The 19,208-nt window shown below is 26.6% G+C and carries 19 protein-coding genes; 4 read left to right on the top strand and 15 right to left on the bottom strand.

Annotation, left to right across the window (positions count from 1 at the left end):
• Positions 1-546: 546 nt before the first annotated feature.
• Complete coding sequence (locus tag CLPU_RS03565; protein ID WP_050354281.1) at positions 547-1,767, top strand: Y-family DNA polymerase; 1,221 nt, start codon at positions 547-549, stop codon at positions 1,765-1,767.
• Positions 1,768-1,782: 15 nt separating this feature from the next.
• Here the strand turns inward: CLPU_RS03565 and CLPU_RS03570 are convergent, their stop codons facing one another.
• From CLPU_RS03570 to CLPU_RS03585, 4 genes are all read right to left on the bottom strand, one after another.
• Positions 1,783-2,394 (bottom strand): AAA family ATPase, encoded by a 612-nt coding sequence (locus CLPU_RS03570; protein ID WP_050354282.1) that lies wholly within the window; start codon positions 2,392-2,394, stop codon positions 1,783-1,785.
• Between the two features lie 32 nt (positions 2,395-2,426).
• The gene (locus CLPU_RS03575) at positions 2,427-2,867 is read right to left on the bottom strand and encodes an NUDIX domain-containing protein (protein ID WP_050354283.1); all 441 of its coding nucleotides are present in this window, start codon (positions 2,865-2,867) and stop codon (positions 2,427-2,429) included.
• Between the two features lie 88 nt (positions 2,868-2,955).
• The gene (locus CLPU_RS03580) at positions 2,956-3,543 is read right to left on the bottom strand and encodes a class I SAM-dependent methyltransferase (protein ID WP_050354284.1); all 588 of its coding nucleotides are present in this window, start codon (positions 3,541-3,543) and stop codon (positions 2,956-2,958) included.
• Positions 3,544-3,865: 322 nt separating this feature from the next.
• Positions 3,866-4,510 (bottom strand): undecaprenyl diphosphate synthase family protein, encoded by a 645-nt coding sequence (locus CLPU_RS03585; protein ID WP_050354285.1) that lies wholly within the window; start codon positions 4,508-4,510, stop codon positions 3,866-3,868.
• A 290-nt stretch (positions 4,511-4,800) separates the two neighbouring features.
• Between CLPU_RS03585 and CLPU_RS03590 the strand changes: the two genes are divergently transcribed.
• Positions 4,801-5,223, top strand: a complete 423-nt coding sequence (locus tag CLPU_RS03590; protein ID WP_050354286.1) for a hypothetical protein — start codon at positions 4,801-4,803, stop codon at positions 5,221-5,223.
• A 102-nt stretch (positions 5,224-5,325) separates the two neighbouring features.
• On the opposite strand, the gene CLPU_RS03595 is transcribed toward CLPU_RS03590, so the two are convergent.
• The 3 genes from CLPU_RS03595 to CLPU_RS03605 all read right to left on the bottom strand — a co-directional run bounded on the left by CLPU_RS03595 (position 5,326) and on the right by CLPU_RS03605 (position 10,960).
• Positions 5,326-7,425, bottom strand: a complete 2,100-nt coding sequence (locus CLPU_RS03595) for a methyl-accepting chemotaxis protein (RefSeq protein WP_050354287.1) — start codon at positions 7,423-7,425, stop codon at positions 5,326-5,328.
• Positions 7,426-8,911: 1,486 nt separating this feature from the next.
• Positions 8,912-10,021, bottom strand: coding sequence for a M48 family metalloprotease (locus tag CLPU_RS03600; protein ID WP_050354288.1), 1,110 nt, complete (start codon positions 10,019-10,021; stop codon positions 8,912-8,914).
• Positions 10,022-10,081: 60 nt separating this feature from the next.
• Positions 10,082-10,960, bottom strand: a complete 879-nt coding sequence (locus tag CLPU_RS03605) for an HNH endonuclease signature motif containing protein (protein ID WP_050354289.1) — start codon at positions 10,958-10,960, stop codon at positions 10,082-10,084.
• Positions 10,961-12,169: 1,209 nt separating this feature from the next.
• On the opposite strand from CLPU_RS03605, the gene CLPU_RS03610 reads away from it, so the two are divergent.
• On the top strand, positions 12,170-12,361 hold the full coding sequence (locus CLPU_RS03610) for a hypothetical protein (RefSeq protein WP_050354290.1): 192 nt from the start codon (positions 12,170-12,172) through the stop codon (positions 12,359-12,361).
• A 112-nt stretch (positions 12,362-12,473) separates the two neighbouring features.
• On the opposite strand, the gene CLPU_RS03615 is transcribed toward CLPU_RS03610, so the two are convergent.
• Positions 12,474-13,238 (bottom strand): hypothetical protein, encoded by a 765-nt coding sequence (locus CLPU_RS03615; RefSeq protein ID WP_050354291.1) that lies wholly within the window; start codon positions 13,236-13,238, stop codon positions 12,474-12,476.
• A 248-nt stretch (positions 13,239-13,486) separates the two neighbouring features.
• On the opposite strand from CLPU_RS03615, the gene CLPU_RS03620 reads away from it, so the two are divergent.
• Positions 13,487-14,356, top strand: a complete 870-nt coding sequence (locus tag CLPU_RS03620) for a polysaccharide deacetylase family protein (protein ID WP_050354292.1) — start codon at positions 13,487-13,489, stop codon at positions 14,354-14,356.
• 41 nt (positions 14,357-14,397) lie between these two features.
• Here CLPU_RS03620 and CLPU_RS03625 read toward each other — a convergent pair whose 3' ends face one another.
• The 7 genes from CLPU_RS03625 to CLPU_RS03655 are packed head-to-tail and all read right to left on the bottom strand — an operon-like array spanning position 14,398 to position 19,196.
• The gene (locus CLPU_RS03625) at positions 14,398-14,952 is read right to left on the bottom strand and encodes an N-acetylmuramoyl-L-alanine amidase family protein (protein WP_050354293.1); all 555 of its coding nucleotides are present in this window, start codon (positions 14,950-14,952) and stop codon (positions 14,398-14,400) included.
• Between the two features lie 11 nt (positions 14,953-14,963).
• Complete coding sequence (locus tag CLPU_RS03630) at positions 14,964-15,188, bottom strand: phage holin (protein WP_050354294.1); 225 nt, start codon at positions 15,186-15,188, stop codon at positions 14,964-14,966.
• An 11-nt stretch (positions 15,189-15,199) separates the two neighbouring features.
• On the bottom strand, positions 15,200-15,382 hold the full coding sequence (locus CLPU_RS03635; RefSeq protein ID WP_050354295.1) for a hemolysin XhlA family protein: 183 nt from the start codon (positions 15,380-15,382) through the stop codon (positions 15,200-15,202).
• An 18-nt stretch (positions 15,383-15,400) separates the two neighbouring features.
• Positions 15,401-15,616, bottom strand: coding sequence for a hypothetical protein (locus tag CLPU_RS03640; protein ID WP_050354296.1), 216 nt, complete (start codon positions 15,614-15,616; stop codon positions 15,401-15,403).
• Positions 15,617-15,637: 21 nt separating this feature from the next.
• Positions 15,638-17,179, bottom strand: a complete 1,542-nt coding sequence (locus tag CLPU_RS03645) for a hypothetical protein (protein WP_050354297.1) — start codon at positions 17,177-17,179, stop codon at positions 15,638-15,640.
• A gap of 4 nt (positions 17,180-17,183) precedes the next feature.
• A complete protein-coding gene (locus tag CLPU_RS03650) occupies positions 17,184-18,299 on the bottom strand; it encodes a siphovirus ReqiPepy6 Gp37-like family protein (protein ID WP_082154059.1) in 1,116 nt (371 codons plus the stop codon).
• Positions 18,300-19,196, bottom strand: coding sequence for a phage distal tail protein (locus CLPU_RS03655; protein ID WP_050354299.1), 897 nt, complete (start codon positions 19,194-19,196; stop codon positions 18,300-18,302).
• Positions 19,197-19,208: the final 12 nt, after the last annotated feature.

A 19,208-nucleotide genomic window follows, 5' to 3' on the forward strand; every position in this document is an offset into this window, starting at 1 on the left:
TATCAAATTTAAGCTTTTTTTAAAAATTTTTTTACAATGCATTTTTTATTTTATTTTATCATTTTATTTATATATTTTTAATGGTTAAGTTTATCTATAAAATCTATATTTTTATAAAATATTATTGCTTTATCAGTATCTACAATCATATATCAAGTTAAATCTGTATAGCTCCAAAACTCTTCCATAGTAATGCATTAAAATATTGTATTCTCTATATAGATTTATTCCTTAGTTGAGCTTTTGAATCTATCAACTAATATATTCTAGATGAACAAATTCAATTTTAAATTAGAATCTAGCTTATTAGATATATGGACTTGTAATATTTATAACATTGTCTTTTAGATTTATAATTTCCTTTATGTATTCACTCCTTTTCCTTTATTTATAGTTGATTATCAAACTCTTTTTAATGCTTATTTAAAAAAATTTTATTTACTATTAAATATCAGAATTATATTTACAATTTGTTATTACTATATTTACTATAGAACGTATGTTTTGTATAATGAATGTAATATAATAAGCTAAGGAGGTGCTATAATGAAAAAAATAATTTTTCATATAGATGTTAATAATGCTTATTTATCTTGGGAAGCCACACATAGGCTCAAAAATGGTTATAATCTAGACTTAAGAAATATACCATGTGTAATTGGTGGCAACACTCAACACAGAAAGGGTGTAGTTTTAGCTAAATCTATACCAGCTAAAAAATATGGTATAAATACAGGAGAGAGTCTTTATAATGCCTATAAAAAATATCCTGATCTCTTAGTCGTTCCTCCAAATTTTAATCTATATTCAGATTACAGTAATACTATGATTAGTCTACTACGAGAATACTCTACGAAAGTTGAAAGATTTAGCATTGATGAATGTTTTATTAATTATACTAATATGGAAGTATTATTAGGTGATCCTTTGAAAGGTGCTTATTTAATAAAAAATAGAATAAAACGAGAGTTAGGATTTACCGTAAATATAGGTATATCTTATAATAAAATTTTAGCAAAAATGGCAAGTGATTTTTCTAAACCAGATAAAGTTCATACACTTTTTCCAAGTGAAATTTCAAAAAAAATGTGGCCCTTACCTGTAGAAAGGCTATTCATGGTTGGAGAAAAATCAGCTAATGAACTACATAACTTAGGTATATTTAGTATAGAAGATTTAGCAAAGTCTAATTTAGATATAATTCAATCTAAGTTAAAAAGTCATGGAGTCATGATATGGAACTATGCAAATGGAATTGGCAATTCTGATATAAAAGAAGAAAATGAATCAGATATTAAAGGTATAGGCAATTCTACCACACTTCCTTATGATATAAGCTCTAAGGAAGAAGCCCATATTATTCTGCTAAAACTTTGTGACAAAGTTTCTTCAAGACTAAGAAAATCAAATTTATTAGGCGATATAATATCCGTAACTATAAAAACTAGTGATTTTAATACATACTCTCATCAACGTAAAATTAATAATTTAACTAATATAACAAATGTAATATATGAAAATTGTAAAACGCTATTTAATGAATCATGGAAAGGTGAACCTATAAGACTTTTAGGTGTAAGAGTTTCTAATTTATCTGAAAGTGAATGTAGCCAATTAAGTATTTTCGACCTTGAGGATAATGAAAAACTAAAAAATTTAGATAAAGTTATAGATGAAATAAGATCAAAATATAATGGTGATATAATCACCAGGAGTTGTTTCCTAAAGTTTAAAAATAAAGATATAAAAAATAGTGGTATTTTTTAATATTAAAAAATATCACTATTTTATTACTAAATCTGCATTCTGTTTTGGAAAACATTCTATTTCATATCTATCTTCTGCTGGAAAATATCTATTTTTATACTTGTGAATAATATCACTTTCATTTCCTATATACTTATCCCTATCAAGTACTCTTTTCATTCTAGTTTTTTTAGGTATATCTATATATATTATATAGTCAAAAAAATCTTTTAGTTCTGGTCTTTGTAGAAATATCCCTTCAATAATTAGTATAGTATTTTCATTCATATATTTAAATGTTAATAGCTTATAGTTGTCTTTATCCTTATCATAAATTTCTAACTTTTTTTCTAACTTCTTATCTCCATTTTTTATAGGTTGTAGTACACCATCAATTAAATATCTATATCTCCACTGTAAGTAGTAATAACAGTACCAATCATCATAATTTTTATTATATCTTATATTTTTAGGATATATGAAATCATCAATATGTAAAACTACTGGTTCATAAAGACTTTTTTTAATTTCTTTTATAAGTTCTTTTGCTAATGTAGTTTTACCTGATCCTCCCAATCCATCTATACCTATTATTATATTTTTCTTTTTTCGTTTAAGCTCAATAATTTTTTCGGATAAAATTTTTATTCAATCATCTCCTTAAGTTATAATTATGATATTTATCGAATAAATGAAGTCTCTTTAAAAGCAAGAGCATCTTCTAGCCATTTTGGATGCATATTTAACAGATTTTTAGGTAAATCATCACAGTTAAAGTATTTTATTTCTAATGATTCAGATGGATCACATTTTAGTTCTCCTCCTACTACTTTTCCTAAAAAACAATTTGTAATAAAATGAACATTTCTACCATCTGGATACTCAAAAACTTGAGAATTAGGATCTGAATATACCCCTATAAGATGTTTTACTTCTATATCTAAATTTGTTTCTTCTTTTACTTCTCTAATAGCAGCTTCAACAACAGTTTCACCAGGCTCTATATGTCCAGAAATTATCCCCCATAACTTTACATCTTTACGTTTTTGAAGTAATACTCTATTATGCTCATCAAAAATAATAACAGCTATTCCAGGATATATATAGTCAATATTCTTCATTATGTTCTCCTCTCTTTCTTCAATGTTTTTAATTTAGAGCAAAGCATCTATATTTATGTAAAATTATATTTAGTATTTAGATTATATCTTAAGACTTTTTTCCTACTAAATGATACACTTGTCCATTCGTATTCTTATTTAAAATTTCAAATCCAACTTTTTTAAATATATCTATATAATATAAAATACTTTGTTCTCTATTCTTCCATGAAACCCCGTAACTTGTATTTATTTTTCGTTCACCTATGTTAATTTCAACTGGAACTAGATATACATCTTTTTTGCAATCATTAGGCTTTGTAACATTAATATCCCAAAGTTTAAACTTTCCTCCAGGATTTAAAACTCTATATACTTCTTCAATTACTTTTTCTCTGTGCTCATACTCTATATACATCATAGTAAAAAATGAAGTTACTAGGTCAAAGGAATTATCTAAAAAAGTTAAATTTTTAGCATCCATAATTATTTTTAATGGTCCTTCTGGAGCTTCCCGTAACTCTTCTTCTAAAGAATCAATGGATATAACCTGGTCACCGTAAACTTGTCCAATTACTCCTTCTCCTCCACCTCCAATATCTAATATTTTACCTCTGAAGCTTACTTTATCTAAATTAACTACTTGTAAGTTAGTCGAAAATATTCTATCCTTTAATTTTTCATCTATATTCTCCAAATTGTTCATTCTCCTTTTAAATGTTAAATATACTATATTAAAATATATTGCTAATCAATATTTAATTTTATATTCTTAATTAATCCATATATTGTCAATATTATATATGATAGTAGTCATATTGCCCTATTTATGCTTATTATCTATTATAGTATATCATTAAATTATATAATATTTATGCAATTTACAGTATTTATCAAATAATTAACCACTATTACCTAATAGTTTTATAAATTTACTATTTTATTTTCATAAAATCTATTTTAAATGATTTCTAAAAACAAAAGCTTCTAAAGACCACTTAAGTGGTCTTTAGAAGCTTCTATCCTCCAAGAGTAATATCTTGTTTGTTATACCAATCTAGTGCATTGAAAAAGTGTTCTGACTTAAAGTCTGGCCAGTATTCATCTACTACATAAAAGTCTGAATATACTGATTGAACTGGTAAAAAGCCACTTAATCTTCTTCTTCCACCCCATCTTATAATCAAGTCTATTCTTGATATATTATTAGATTGAATATTACCAGCAACATTTTTTGCACTAGAAGAATTAGATAGTTTTAATTGATTTAAGTCCCACATCCATCCATAATTAACAAGAAAATTAACTTTTATTCCTCCTTTTCCAAAAGTTCTTCTAGTTGTATAAGGAAGTAACTCTTTTGGAAACATAGGAGACTTAGTATTTCCAAGTACAAGTAACGACGCATCTTCTTTTGAAATCATTTTTACCGCATCAATACATGCATCCGTAAAAGCTCTTCTCTGTATAGATGGTCTTTTAGTATTATCAGTGGTAAAACCATAGTACGTGATTTCCTTAACTCCGGCTTCCTTACAAAGTTTAAATAGAGTTAAACCTGGGTCTAATCCCGAATCATATCCTTTTTCCTTGGTCATTCCTTTAGATTCTGCCCATCTTCTATTTCCGTCTGGAATAATTCCAATATGATTTGGTACTCTCATCATATCACCCCAAAATGTTATATATAAGTATTTAGATATATTATTGACATTGAATTTATTTTTAAACAATATTGGTGATATAGAATTATATTTTTTATGTTTTTAATAAACAAAGTCATATTAGAGATATTAAAACTATAAATTAAGTATTTTTATAACTTAATCACTTCTTTCTATTTCGACAATATTTTTATTTATGAAGTAGTACAATTGTTTTATTATATAATTTTTTCAAATCTTAATCTTATCAATTATATTTGGAGTCTTTATTATACAAGGGAGGGTAAACAATGAAAAAATTATTATTAATTCTCGTATGTATATTTGTTTCAATAATTTTCATATCTTGTAGCAAATCAAATGACAAAGTTAATAAAAAATCACTTGAAAATCCTTTAAAGAAAACTGCTGTAAATGTAAGTGAAATTGATGATTATGCTCCTAATAAAGATATATACATAGAAGGAACCGCTAATAGTGAAGCCAAATCACTCGAATACCTTGATTCTAAACTTAGAAATACTAAAAGTTTTGTAATTAATAGTAACGATGGACACTTTTATTTTTGTGTATTTGATAATAATGTAAAATCTAATAAATCAATAAATAATGTGAAACAAGGTACTAAACTAAAAGTATACGGTAACTTTAAAAACTACGACATAAGAGGTGGAACGAATGTAAAAGTTAGTTTTATTGAAATACTAGATTAAATATATCAGTTTATTAAACTAATCTAAAATAGCTTTTAAATTATCAAATATTTGATAACTTAAAAGCTATTATTCTTAAAATGTTTTTAATTATATCTCATATTAGTTTTTAGTATTAAACTTAGACACCATATCTTTAAGCATTTCTGATTGACTTAATAAATCTTCACTTGCAGCAGCACTTTCTTCAGCAGTTGCTGAGTTAATTTGAACAACATCTGATATTCCTGTAACTCCTTCTTTAACTTGATTTATAAAATCTGCTTGTTCTTTAGAAGCATATGTTATATTAGTAACTAAAGAAGTAACTTCTTCAACACGTGTTACAATAGTGTCTAAATAGTTTGCTGTTTCATCTGCTATCTTAGTTCCATCAGCTACAGCACCAATAGATTCTTCTATAAGCTCTACGGTATCTTTAGCAGCTTCTGAAGTCTTTGCAGCTAGTATCCTTACTTCATTTGCAACAACTGCAAATCCTTTTCCATGCTCACCAGCTCTTGCTGCTTCTATTGTTGCATTAAGAGAAAGCATATTAGTTTGATCAGCTATCTCTTCTATTAACTTTATTATCTTTGAAATTTTCATAGAAGATTCATTAATTTTATCCATAGAATCTAACATTTCTTGCATATGATCGGTACCTTTTATAACTTCATTCTTAGCTTTTAATGATATATCATTTACAGCTTCAGCGTTTTTAGCAGTTTCGGTTACTTGTAAAGATACCTTCTCTATATTCTCAAGTAGTTGCTCTATGGAGCTTGCCTGCTCAACAGACCCTTCAGCTAGTTCTTGGGATGCCAAAGACATCTGATTAGCACTCTCTGTAACTTGTCCAGAAGAATGATTTATATTTTTGATCACTTCATTTAAAGATCCAGATATATTGATAAGAGCTTCTTTTACTTTAGAAAAATCTCCTACATAATCATTATTTATTGTAATATCTAAATTGCCTTTTGATATTTCTTCTAATATAGAAGTTATTTCACTTATGTATACTTTCAATACACTACAAGTTGTATTAAATGTATCACAGAGAACTCCCATTTCATCTTTAGATGAGGAATGTAAGTCTACTTCGAGTTCTCCATTAGAGATTTTCTTAGCAGCTTCTACTACAGTATCTATAGGTTTTATATATTTTTTAGTAAAGAAAATAACGATAAAAGCAATCAATCCTATACTTATTATTGCTAAAATAAGTGTAATAACTAAAACTGAATTTGATGCCTTTCTTATTTCCTTTTTATCAACTTCGACTCCTAAAGACCAATACTTATCCATATCCCCAAACTTTACAGGAGCATGAGATACTAGAATAGTACCTTTTCCTTTAGCACCTTTAGTATCAAAGCTAAAAAATTCTCCTTTTTTTATTTTATCTAATGTAGTTTTTCTATCTTCAATGTCAATTGAATTAAAGTAGTTTTTACCTATAACAGACTTATTATTAGCATTATACACTATACTGCCTTCATTTGATAACAAATAAAAATTTGTAGATTCAAATCCACCTTTTTCGTATTCTATTTTGTCTATTATATCAAGGGAAATATCTGCAAGTACTACACCCAAAAATTCTCCTTTTTCATTATTTATAGGATATGACATACTAACCATTCTAACTACTTCTTTTGTTTCTTTAGAAGGTTTTTCTTCTTCATATGGCTCACTTAAATGTACTTTATTTGTACTTTTAGAAACAGCGTACCATTCTTCATCCTTATATTCGTCATAAGAACTTGTTTGGTAATCTACTATATTATTTCCATCTCTATATGAATAGTTTGAAAAATGTCCATAGTCTGGACCAAAAACGTAAGGCTCAAAAACAATTGATAAACCAGAAATATTTGGATTAGTTTTCACTATATCATATGTAAGTTTTTTTATGTAATCTTCTTTTTGAGTATTATCTAAAGCCTTAATATTGGAAACTGACTTAGACACTCCATAAGACATATTATAGACTTCATCTATAATAGATTTGAAACTTGACGCATTTTCTTTAGCTAAAACATTAAGCTGTGAGTTAACTAACTTATTAATCGTACTGCTAGTTATTGAACTTGTTGTTAAAATAACTATACAAAACACTATAGTAAGAGGTACTAAAACAGCAGTTGATATTTTAAAAGCTAGATTTCTGTCATTAAATGACTTTTTCTCTCTAGCTTTTTCCAAAATCTTGTTCATAAAACTTCTCTCCTTTATCAAACTTTTATAGTTATAACAGCTTGTTGAATTATTAACTAAGGATTTAATAAAGGCATTACTTATTGGAATAAATATTATAATTATTTAAAGATACTTTTAATAAGAATTTTTGCTAGAAATAATCCCATATTCTATATATTAGAATACTGTATACAGTTGTTATCAATCACAATTCTTTAAGTCCTAATAAAAAGTTTACAGTCTTGTTTATATATTTTAAAAAAATAATTTTTATAATGATTTATAATACATTGACTTTTAATTGATAATATTATTATTCAACAATCTATTATATGCAAAATCAAAGCTATAAATAGATGTAATTTTACTGTTGTTCTTTATAATCATACTTTCACGAATGATATTTAAAGTTCAGTTATATCATAGCAGACATTACATTATTTTGCAATATATTTCAATAAATGATATATTTCTACATAATATCCACAAAATTTATAACACTTCTTATTCTCTTGTAATCTACTTTTTAATCTTTGATATTTAACGACTTAAATATTAGTTTTTTATATAAGGGAAATCGCCAACTAATGCACTACTCCAAATAAACGTTTATAAAAAGAACTCTTGTTGTAGAATAAAGACTCTAACCTGTAATATTTTTATGGATGAAAAAAGGAAGGAATAATTATACACATGGATTTAAGGTGAACTAAAGAAACTAAGCAATAAATAGAGGCAAAAACTTTAAAGAACTTGAAATGTAAATAAAACTATTAAATTTTTTTCTACAATTAAGAAAAATAGAATGCAATAACTCAAAATTTAAAACTATATATAAAGTTTCTAATAAATATAATATAAAAACAAGAATATTTTACATATTATGAGTAAATATAAGCTCTTATTACAGATATATGGATAAAGAAAATATATTCATTATAACAATATTATATATAATTACTATAATCTACTAGACAAAAATTTTACTATTAAAATAAACCTAATAAAAAATGAATTACATATATTTTATATATAAGAACTAAAAAAGTGACTCTTCATTTATCAATTATTAAATATCTATTAGATAATTTCATAATTCTATATAAAACTAGAATTAATCGAACTCTTAGTTAGTAACAAGTACCATTAAGCAAACTATGGTAAAAAAATCACTATAGATTTACAAATCCATAGTGACCAAAGTATTAAATATATCTTAAATACTTATTTTAATATAACATTATAAATGTAAATACGCATAATAATATTTGAACTGAAAATTTCTCTAATATATTAAAATTAGAATTTAGTTACAGAGGTAAGCTCACTATTTTCAACTTGGCTAATATAACAGGCTAAATTTAATTAATATCACATAGTGAAATATCGAGATTTTTATATTATAGTTATTTACTGATTATTTCATTATTACTTCATCTTTAAATAGTTTTTTTATTTTCCTATATCAAATAAATTATAAAATGCTATTATATAAAATCATTAACTAATATCCAATCCATCCTCGTCCAGTAACTACCCACCATAACATAACCATCGCATGTTTATAATAAGTAAGTATATTCCACTTTTTATATCTTTTTATTAGCCTTGCTCTATATCTAATACATGGATGTTCAACAATTGTGAAGTATCTTATATAGTTCTTAATATACCATCTTTGTTTTTTAAAACTATCTTGTTCTTTACTCAAGTCCTCCAAGAGCTCATACATACCGATTACGTCCACACCATCAATTTCACAAGCTTTATTATCACAAATTAATTCATCTATTTGATTCCAATATCTCTTTGTTATAATTGATGAATAAATTATAATCATAATAAAATTGTACAAAGCTAATATCATAAAAAACACACTAATTATATCACCTAATGTTCCAAAATATATATTTAAAAAATTACTTACTAATATACACAATATAATTACTAAAAAAAGAAAAATTCCTCCAAATATTCTTCTCACATAATCCAGTTTTGTATTATTTCTCCTTTTTATATGGATTAATTCATGTCCTATTATAGCAGCCAATTTATTCCACTCTAGCTCAGCACATTTAGCAGTTAAATAGATTTTATTATTATTATTTTCAGGGTCTATACTAGCAAAACCATTTATAGAATCACCATCAATAAAGTATAGATTTATATTTTTTAAATTTGAACCTTTTATAAGATTATTTATTCTTATTGATAAATTGGGATTTATATCTAGTTTGCTATAATCTCCGATTTCACTTATTCTCTTATTTTTATATTTGTAATATTGATTAACCACGTAACTTTCTTTATTATTAGAGTTTTCTAAAATCATGCTACACATAAATTTAGTTTGAGTTACCCCAAAACCTAAACACACCATAGACATCATAATATTTCCAAATAGTGTGTTTCCTAGCAAATTTGACATAGATATAGCTATATTGGGTACTGCTATAACAGATATTATACAAATAATAATGTAAAAAACATAGTAAAAGTTTTTCTGAAAATCCTTTTCTTTTATTTGCTCAATTAATAAGTCTGATATCATACCTATTGTTATTGAATAAAAAATAATAAAACAAAATTCAAACAGAAAAAATCTATAATCCATTTAATCCCTCCATATAAAGTATATAATTTATGTAATACACTCTCATTAAATGTTCATTGATTAAAAAATAAAATCATATAGACTTTTTGGAATACCTATTATATATGGTGTAGCAATTATTATTTTATTGTGATAATCTATACTTTTTATCATACAAAGACCAGCTGCATCAATCCACCCGCTAGTTAAATTACAATAAGACGTACTTGTTGTGATCCATCTAGGATCAATAGATAGAATAAATTTATAGCTTTTATTTTTAAAGTAAATTTGAGGATCTTTATCAATATTTCCTGTTAAAAAATACTCTCCCGATTTAACTTTTTGTGGGTATGGAACATTCTTCGTTCTAAACTTATGATTAAACTCAATTAATTGTCCTAAAGCTAATTTATCTATATTATCATCTAGCATATTTGAATTAATTGATAATAGGTTAATTAAGTTTTGTATTTTTATTAAAAGATAATTCAAGCTCCAACCCATTGAATGTAAACAATTGGTATAAGACAGTTCCTTAAAATCAAATTCAATACCATTTATTCCAGCAAGTATAGCAATTCGAGGAATATTTACATAATAAAGTTGTGCTACATTTACCTTCCATGATTCTTTAGACTTAATCTTGCTTAACATTATACTTTCATGCTCTTCTTTCATTTTTATTAATTTATCAGTTGTGTATGTATCAACATTATTATCAATTATACTATGATGTGTTGGACATAATAATATGAGATTACTATATGAATTTAACTCTTCTTTTGAATAGTTACTATCTCCTCTTGGTCCATCTGGCTTTTTAGCGATAATATGACATATTTGCCCGATTATATCTTGCGTATTATTACAGATCAACTCTTGATTACATCCAGGAAATGCACAAATTCCTCCTGATTTTGACCATAGTATCTTTAAATCCTTATCTTTATAAGACATATTTTATCTCCTTTTTTAATATTGTCTAATTGAATCATACTGTATCTATATATTTATAAAAAATATTTCTTTTCATTTATAATAATCGTTATTATAATTTCAATAATTAGAATTATCTCATCATGATAGATTATCCTCTCAATTCAATTGTTTATAAGTTTTATTTGCTAATATCAACTATACTTTATATGTGCTTTTTTTACAATATGTAGTTATATTTTCTGTATTTGTAAAAATAAAATTTTTTTAATATTTTCTAACTTATTTATATTTTTTAATAAAAACTAGTTATCTAAAAATCTATAATACATTTATTGTTCTAATATACTTAAATATGATATTATTTTACTTGTAAGTTATTTTTATTATAAATGTATAGTATTTTGAAAAATTATTAATATTATAAATTATGTATTGTAATTTCTGTAGAAAACAAAAGAAACCAAAAATTTTAGTCTAGTCTGTAAAAATATTATTCTGTTTTATCTTTTTTTATTAGTATTTCTTATTTTCATAATTTTCTAAATTAGTGATTATAATATAATAATTTTTTAAGATAGTGTATTGATTAGTTTTTTAGTAATATAGAATCTAATTATTCAACTATAAATAAATTTTCTAATTGGATATATTACCATTCCATAAAGTATATATTTACTCTTTATAATTAGTAAATATATAATAAATCAATCTACATATTGCTGAATTTTAAAGAATTATATGAAAATTAGACATTGACAAAGAGATAAAATTTATTGGTTTTAGAATAATACAAGCTAAGTTTTTATTAACATGAACATAAAAAAACACCACAAACAAATGTGATGTTTTCAACAAGTGACTAAGCCTATAAGCCGAGTTCTGTATTTTACCCAGATAAAAATATTATAGTTTTTTCTATAGTGTATAATATCATGTAACTATTGATATTGCTAATTTTAAATCACCTCTTATGTATTTTTTTTATTAGAATGAATTTTATTGAGTTTTCCTTCATGTTGGAAGATTGGTAGGAAGAATGTCGGAAGTATAAAACTTCCGACATTACCTATAGACATCTTGCTAAAAAATCATATAACATAAAATACAATAAAAATGAATTAAATTTTGTATTAAATAAACTAATTTCTACTTTATTCGACAACATTTTTATGCGTATATTGTTATAATCTTTTTAAAATTGAAAAACAAACTTAGGGAGGAATTGATATGAGTAAAGGTGGTTTTTCATGGAAAAGAGCTACCGGTGTTACAAAAGCGAAACAGAACTTTTCTAGAAAAACAGGAATACCAACGACACGGTCAGGTAGACAACGAAAAGCAGGTAGTGCAATGGGTTGTGCCACTTTTATAATGCTATCAATACTAATAATAATTACATTAATCTTAATTATTTTATAACTTGAAAAGTTTTAATCCATAGTAATTCTATATAAAAAAACAACAAGTAGTTAAAGTTATATACAAACTACTTGTTGTTTTTTATACTTTTATAATTCATATTAACTAAATACTATCTATAACTAATCGTCGTGCTATCAACGATTCCCATTCCACTTAAGGCATATGTTCCAAAATTAATATTATCTGGTTTAACAATAAATGCTTGTTCCACAGTGCTTCCTGACCTCATATCCCAACTAACATATTTATTTTCTGTCTTACTATATAACTGTAGTGCTGAAAAGTCGACATCGATTAGATATGATCCATCTTTATTATTGTCCGGATTTCCACGTTTTGGTATTAGCGATACAAAGCGATAAAATCTACATACTGCTTTTCCATTTACCTTTTCAAATATGCCTGTACCAGCTATATTAATTTCTTTATATACCTTCTTAATCGCTTTTCCTGTCGAGTCCTTAAATTCAAAATATCCTGTCACTATATCTTGATTAGTTGCATGAAAACCTATATCAAAAGTTACACTATCAGCATTATTCACTCCTTCAGAATCTTCCCACCAATCTTTTTCAGCTCCAAGCTTAGGAACATAGTAATATCCTTTCCATCCAGATCCAGTGTTCATAAGTCCAAAGTCTATAGGAGTTCCGTTATAACCATACATTCCAAAAGATATATAAGCATTTCTTAAGTTTTTATTGTCAAATTGTATTTTCTTTAAATTTACAGTTCCGTGTGCTTGACTATATGTACTATTATATCCTGTGTACATATAATAATATGAACCTGCCGAGTGACCGCTAATATGTGGCTCTATAAAGCTCTTACTACCTTTTAAAATTTGATATGGGGGTATTGATCTATTTTCCATACTTATCACTCCTAATCTTTTTTACTTTGTTCTACAAATTATAACATAATTCTTCCAAAAAATCTACATATTTCTACAAAAAAGATAAATTTTTTAATATTTTCCTATGATTAACAAAATATTAAAATCCATTTTTAATATTTTAAATGAATATCTTTTATCTTTTTCGACATTCTTTTTATATTAGTGTTGATATAATGCACTTAAATGACATTTAAGAATACAATATAAGATAAAGGGGTATTGATATGAACAAAATAATTGCAATTATTACTTGTATATTCTTAACTTTTACAGGTTGCTCTAGTGTTAAAAGTTCTGGAAATCAATTAAATAAACAAGATGATAAAAAAGAAGTAAGTAGTAAAGTAGATAACCTACAGAATCAGAATGATATTGCAGATAAAATACCTGTATTAATGTATCATCATATAATGGAACCTAATCATATAAAAGAAATGAAACAGGAGCAAAATTCGTCTGTCATTTCAAATATTCAGTTTGAAGAACAAATGAAATTTCTTCATGATAACGGGTTTTACGTAGCTACCTTACATGAACTAAAAGAATTTATAGAAGGAAAAAAAGAACTTCCTAAAAAAACTGTTGTTATAACTTTTGATGATGGATACTTGAGTAACGTAACTTATGCTTATCCTATCTTAAAGAAATACGATTTTAAGGCAACAATCTTTATGATAGGAACTTATATGTTTGGAGATACGGCAGAGTACGATTTTAAAAAATTACAATTCTTAAAATTGAAAGATTTAAATAAATATAAAGATGTATTTAGTTTTGAAAGCCACACTTATGACCTTCACAGGTTAAACGATAATAACGAAGGACTATTAATAGCATCTTCTAAAAAAGATGTCTTAAATGACATTACTAAAAACAAAGAATTATTAGGAGCAAAATATCTTGCTTATCCATTTGGTAAGCGAAATCCTAGTGCTATAAAAGCCTTAAAAGAAACGAATCATGAAATGGCTTTTACAATTGAAAATGGGTATGTGACAAAAGATAGTAACAAAATATATGAATTGCCTAGATTCGGAATACTTCCGGATACTTCTATGGAAGAATTTAAAAAAATTGTTCTAATTAAAAAGTAGGTATATTAACTTAATAAGACTAGGATTAATTAATCCTAGTCTTATTTCTTTTCTAGTTTTAACGCTAATGCTATGCCATCTGCATAAGCCCTCGAAATATCCTCTATAAAGTTAATATCTTTTAATAAGTTAGAATCATGTACATTATCTATAAATAATGTTTCTGCTAATATGGCACTAGCTCTTGTTTCTCTTAATACATGTAAGTTTTTTGTTTTCATGCCTCTGTAGTTTATACCATACTTACTTATTACTTCTTTAACTTTATTATGGAATATTAATCTTATATTCGTAGTGTTTGCACTCACACTAGTATAGGTATAATCTTCATAGCCACAGGGTTTACTGTTAAATGCATTACAATGTACAGAAAAGAATAAATCTGCATTGTTATTGTTAGATATTTTACTTCTATCTTGTAAACTAAGATATTTATCTGTATATCTTGTAACTATTGTTTTAACTTTATAATAGTTATTTAAATACCAATCTGTTTTAAGTGCTATGGATAAAACTACATCTTTTTCTTTTAATCCGTTTCCTACTGCCCCGCTATCTGTTCCCCCATGTCCCGGATCTATAACTATTAGTTTCATAAGTGGTCCTCCTATATAAGTTTATTTTTTTCTAATACTTCTTTTTGTTTCTTTGCTCTATTAGATACATAAGTGTTTTTCCATACTGCATATAAAGCTACACCGAAACTTAACATATCTACAAAACTATTAATCATATCATCAGTGATAAAATTAATTCCTAGAGATGTCAAAAACAACTTTAATGCTCCTAAGAATCCAACTAATAGAATTGTCCAATCTTTTTTATTTTTCATGAAATCACCTCTTATCCTTTAAATAAAAAAGCAATAGCACCACTTATAATTGATGTTGCTATTGCTCTCCACAACCATTTTTGATTGTCTTCTAATTTATCAATTCTCTTATTTGTATCTGTCATACTCATTTCTATCATTGTTTCGATTTTCACTAATCTTTCTCTCATTTCTTGTATAATGTTTTCTGACATATAGCACCTCATATCTCATTAAATCGCTTCGCTGTATTCGTTGAATTCTTGTTCTGTTATAGCTTGTACTTTATCTCGTGTTTCTGTTAATTCATCTTTGCATATTACAACACATTCAGTTAAGTCTTGATTGTATTTTATTGCGATAATTTCTTGTATATCTACTGGATATATAAAGCTTTTATAAGTACCACCATAATATTTTATTTCTATTTTAAATTTATAAAAGAACACTTTATCACCTCAAATCCAACATTATATGTTTGTATTTCTAATTCCATAAAAAGACAAATTGGCATGTTCTATTTCAAAAATAGAACTATCGTAACTAAATGCACTACAAAATAATAAATTATTATATCTTTTTCCTACTTTCATTAAATATTGCGTAGGCAATAAATGAGTTAAACTGTACATTGTTAATAGTGAACCGTTAGAGTCTATTTTATATAATTCTCGTGCTCCAGGTCCTATTAATATGTATAACTCATTCTTAAAACTAACTATACCTCTAATCATTTCTGTAAAACCAAAGTTTAAATACCTCTCAAATACGACAACTCCATTTTTATTCATTTTTATAAAGTTAACTTTATTCGTACTTGAAGCAGGAGTACCAACGACATATATATAATCATTATCAACTGTTATATCTTCTATAATCACATTAGTTGAAAATGCATTAACTCGTGTAATTTCTTTGTTTGCATTAGGATAAGAATATACATATAAACTTTGATTATTTCCTATATACAAGTTGCTATTGTCACAAGCTATACCATTTGTAAAACCTAGATTAGATTGACTTGGATTATGAACTAATGTTTCGGTTAATCCTGTTTGGATATTTCTTCTCTCTATATAAACTTCACCTTCTTTAAGCTTCCAAACGTGATAAACATAGTTTCCATCTGGAGTAGAATCTACTCCGTTAAAACGACTATTGAGCCCCCATCTAAGGGCGTGTGATTGAGTTATACGCCCATACTGTGTAAACAAAGGAGTTTCAATTTTAGTTCCTATAGCTTCTGTTTTTGATTCTACTTGTCTTATATCTCTATTTAAATTATCTACTGTAGATATAAAGTCAGCATGACTTACTTTTGAATTTATATCCTGTTGTAGCTTCTCTATTTCATTGTATAAGTTTCCTGCAACATCTTCATCTAGTATTCCTTTTACATTCTCAAACCAAGCGTTAAAGTTTCGTTGAAAGTCCCTTAATAGCTCTTGAGCCTCAAACTCATGTCTTCCTGTAGCTTCTTGAAACCAAGCAACATACTGTTCAAATAGCATAGTTGTATCTACTTGTATTAAGCTGTTTACTATTCCACATAGTTCACTATTAAGCCTTGTATCTGTTATATCGGATTGCCTTACACTTATCGCACCTTTTCTGATGTAAATATCTGCTAATACTAATTCATGTATATAATCGTTCCTTGTAACACTTGGTGGAACTGGGTTTTCTGAAAAGTTACCTTTTTTAATATGTGCCTTTACTTCTCTGCTTTCTTCATCTAGCCTCAAAACTAATCTATCTATCCTATTAAGTAATCCATCTGCATGGTCTATTAAAAATATTTCTTTCTCTGTATTTATATAAAAATGTCCTTTGACTATTCCTCTTCCAACACTTAATGTAACATTCATTCCATCATTCGCTACAACTTTTAGATTGCCTTCTGGCTTAGATAATACGCCATTTGTAAGTAAGAAGCTAAAAAATTCTGTAAAGTGTCTAGCATCTGTTTGTCTATCACCATTTACAGAATTAAAAAAATATGATTTTTGCATTATATCACCACCTATATTGAATTACTCTTATTTTGTCCTTAAAAGAAGGAACATCATTTCCAAATACGATATTTATATTTGTTTCATTTCGTGTATATACTTCTTCTATCTCTGTAATTCTAGTGCTTAGAATAACTCTAAGCCTTTGAGATGACATTGTTACAATATCACCTAGGTCAAAATCTTTTTTATATTCTAAATTACTATTTAAGTTAATAACACTGTTAAAAGATTCTATCTTTTTACACTCTGCTAACTTTTGTTTTCCTCTTTCTATTAGTAAGTTTTTAACTTCTTCTTCTGTTAAATTTTTTTCTTCTCCACTTTCATTCTGTACTTTATCTTGAATATCTCTAGCGTCAACAAACATTTCGTATCTCTCTAATCCACTATAAAGCCCTATGTCTACTAATTTTCTGTTCATTCCTTCTCCTTGCCCACCAATAAGGGCAACATTCCTATAGTCCGTTAAACTTTTTGTATAATCTTGTTCCATCACATTTTCAAATTCTTGGCTAAATATACATGGAGAGTTAACCTTCTGTCCTTCTGTCCTGTCTAATCCTTGATAAACTTGAAATAGTAATTGTTTATCAAATGGATTGAATTCTACTCTATAGCCTAGACCAGATTTATTACTTATTTCCTCTAGCTCTGTTAATATATTTTTATAACTAGCTTGATAGGAAGTAGTTTCCTTGAAAAAGTTTAATCTACCTAACTTTAAATATGGAATTACTCTGTCGCTAGGTACTACATTAATACAATTTGTGTTTACCATTATTCTCATGAGGTGTTCAAATGTGTAGTTTTCTGCATAGAATGTTCCCCAAATTATACGCCTACCTAAGTATGATGTTAAAAAAGGACCTGATACCGTTATATCTTCACCTAAAACACTTTTGGTTTCAATAACACCTGCTTCTAGATCATCTTTCTTCCATATAATATTTCCTTCTTTTAATAACTGCCTATTCTCTTCAGTGAACGGACATTTAAGCATGAAATCCCCTGCTTTATGATACCTTCTTTTCCATACAAGGGTTTCAAATAAATTTACTACACCTAAGAAATTTAAGTCTTTATCAAAAACGTATATTTCTAAGTTTTCACCTTTAATTTAAATCACCCCCAAAAATACAGGAGAATAGTATACACTTACTTCTAAGTTGTCCTGTTTTTCTTCTGCTTCATATCGAAAGAGATTGTCCCCTACATCTAGTTGTATATATGTTGATGTTCGTAAATCTATATAATTTGAAGCATTTTCAACTAATCCGTTTCTTATTAATTCAATTTTTTTATTACCTTCTTGGGTGTAAATTTTTAAAATATCCCCTTTTACTAAATCTTTATTTATTTTTATTCTTTCTTGGGTGTCTATATTTAATAGACTAGGATTTTTTACGTCTCCAGTTGCTTTAAATTCAATCGTCATGCCGATTTTTTTGTCACCATCATTATAAACATTAATAATTGTGCTTTTCTCTCTGTAGCCTAGTTCTATACCCCCTACAGGTATTTCTAGTGGAAACTCTGTATTAGACACCCACACCGCAATATCTTTTTTAATCTCTCTACCTTTCCAGTAACTATCTATATTGGTTATTTCAACTAGTGCAGTTTGAAAGAGTTTGTTTGAGTGTTCGTATTCTTCATAGAAAAAAGGTGACTGCTCTATTACTGCTGTAGCACTAAAGTATTTATCTTTTCTCATACATTCAACTGTTATGGGATTAAATCCAGGATTAAATACTCTATACACCTGATGTAATAGTTCTTCTTTTCTAGCATAGTCACTGTCCATGTACATAATCCTAAATATCAAGGGCATAGGGCCATCACTCAATACAGTTTTTATATGCTTAGAACCATCTCCATTATATATTTTTGCTCGTTGTATTTCTGCTTGTACTCCTGTGGGATTAAAAGATACAAGGCGATAGTTACTATAATCATCTATTACAATACTATCGCCTTTAGAATTTGTTATTTTTATTTTATTTAGTGTTAGCATTTCACCACCTCA

The sequence above is a fragment of the Gottschalkia purinilytica genome, from assembly GCF_001190785.1.
Taxonomy (GTDB): domain Bacteria; phylum Bacillota; class Clostridia; order Tissierellales; family Gottschalkiaceae; genus Gottschalkia_A; species Gottschalkia_A purinilytica.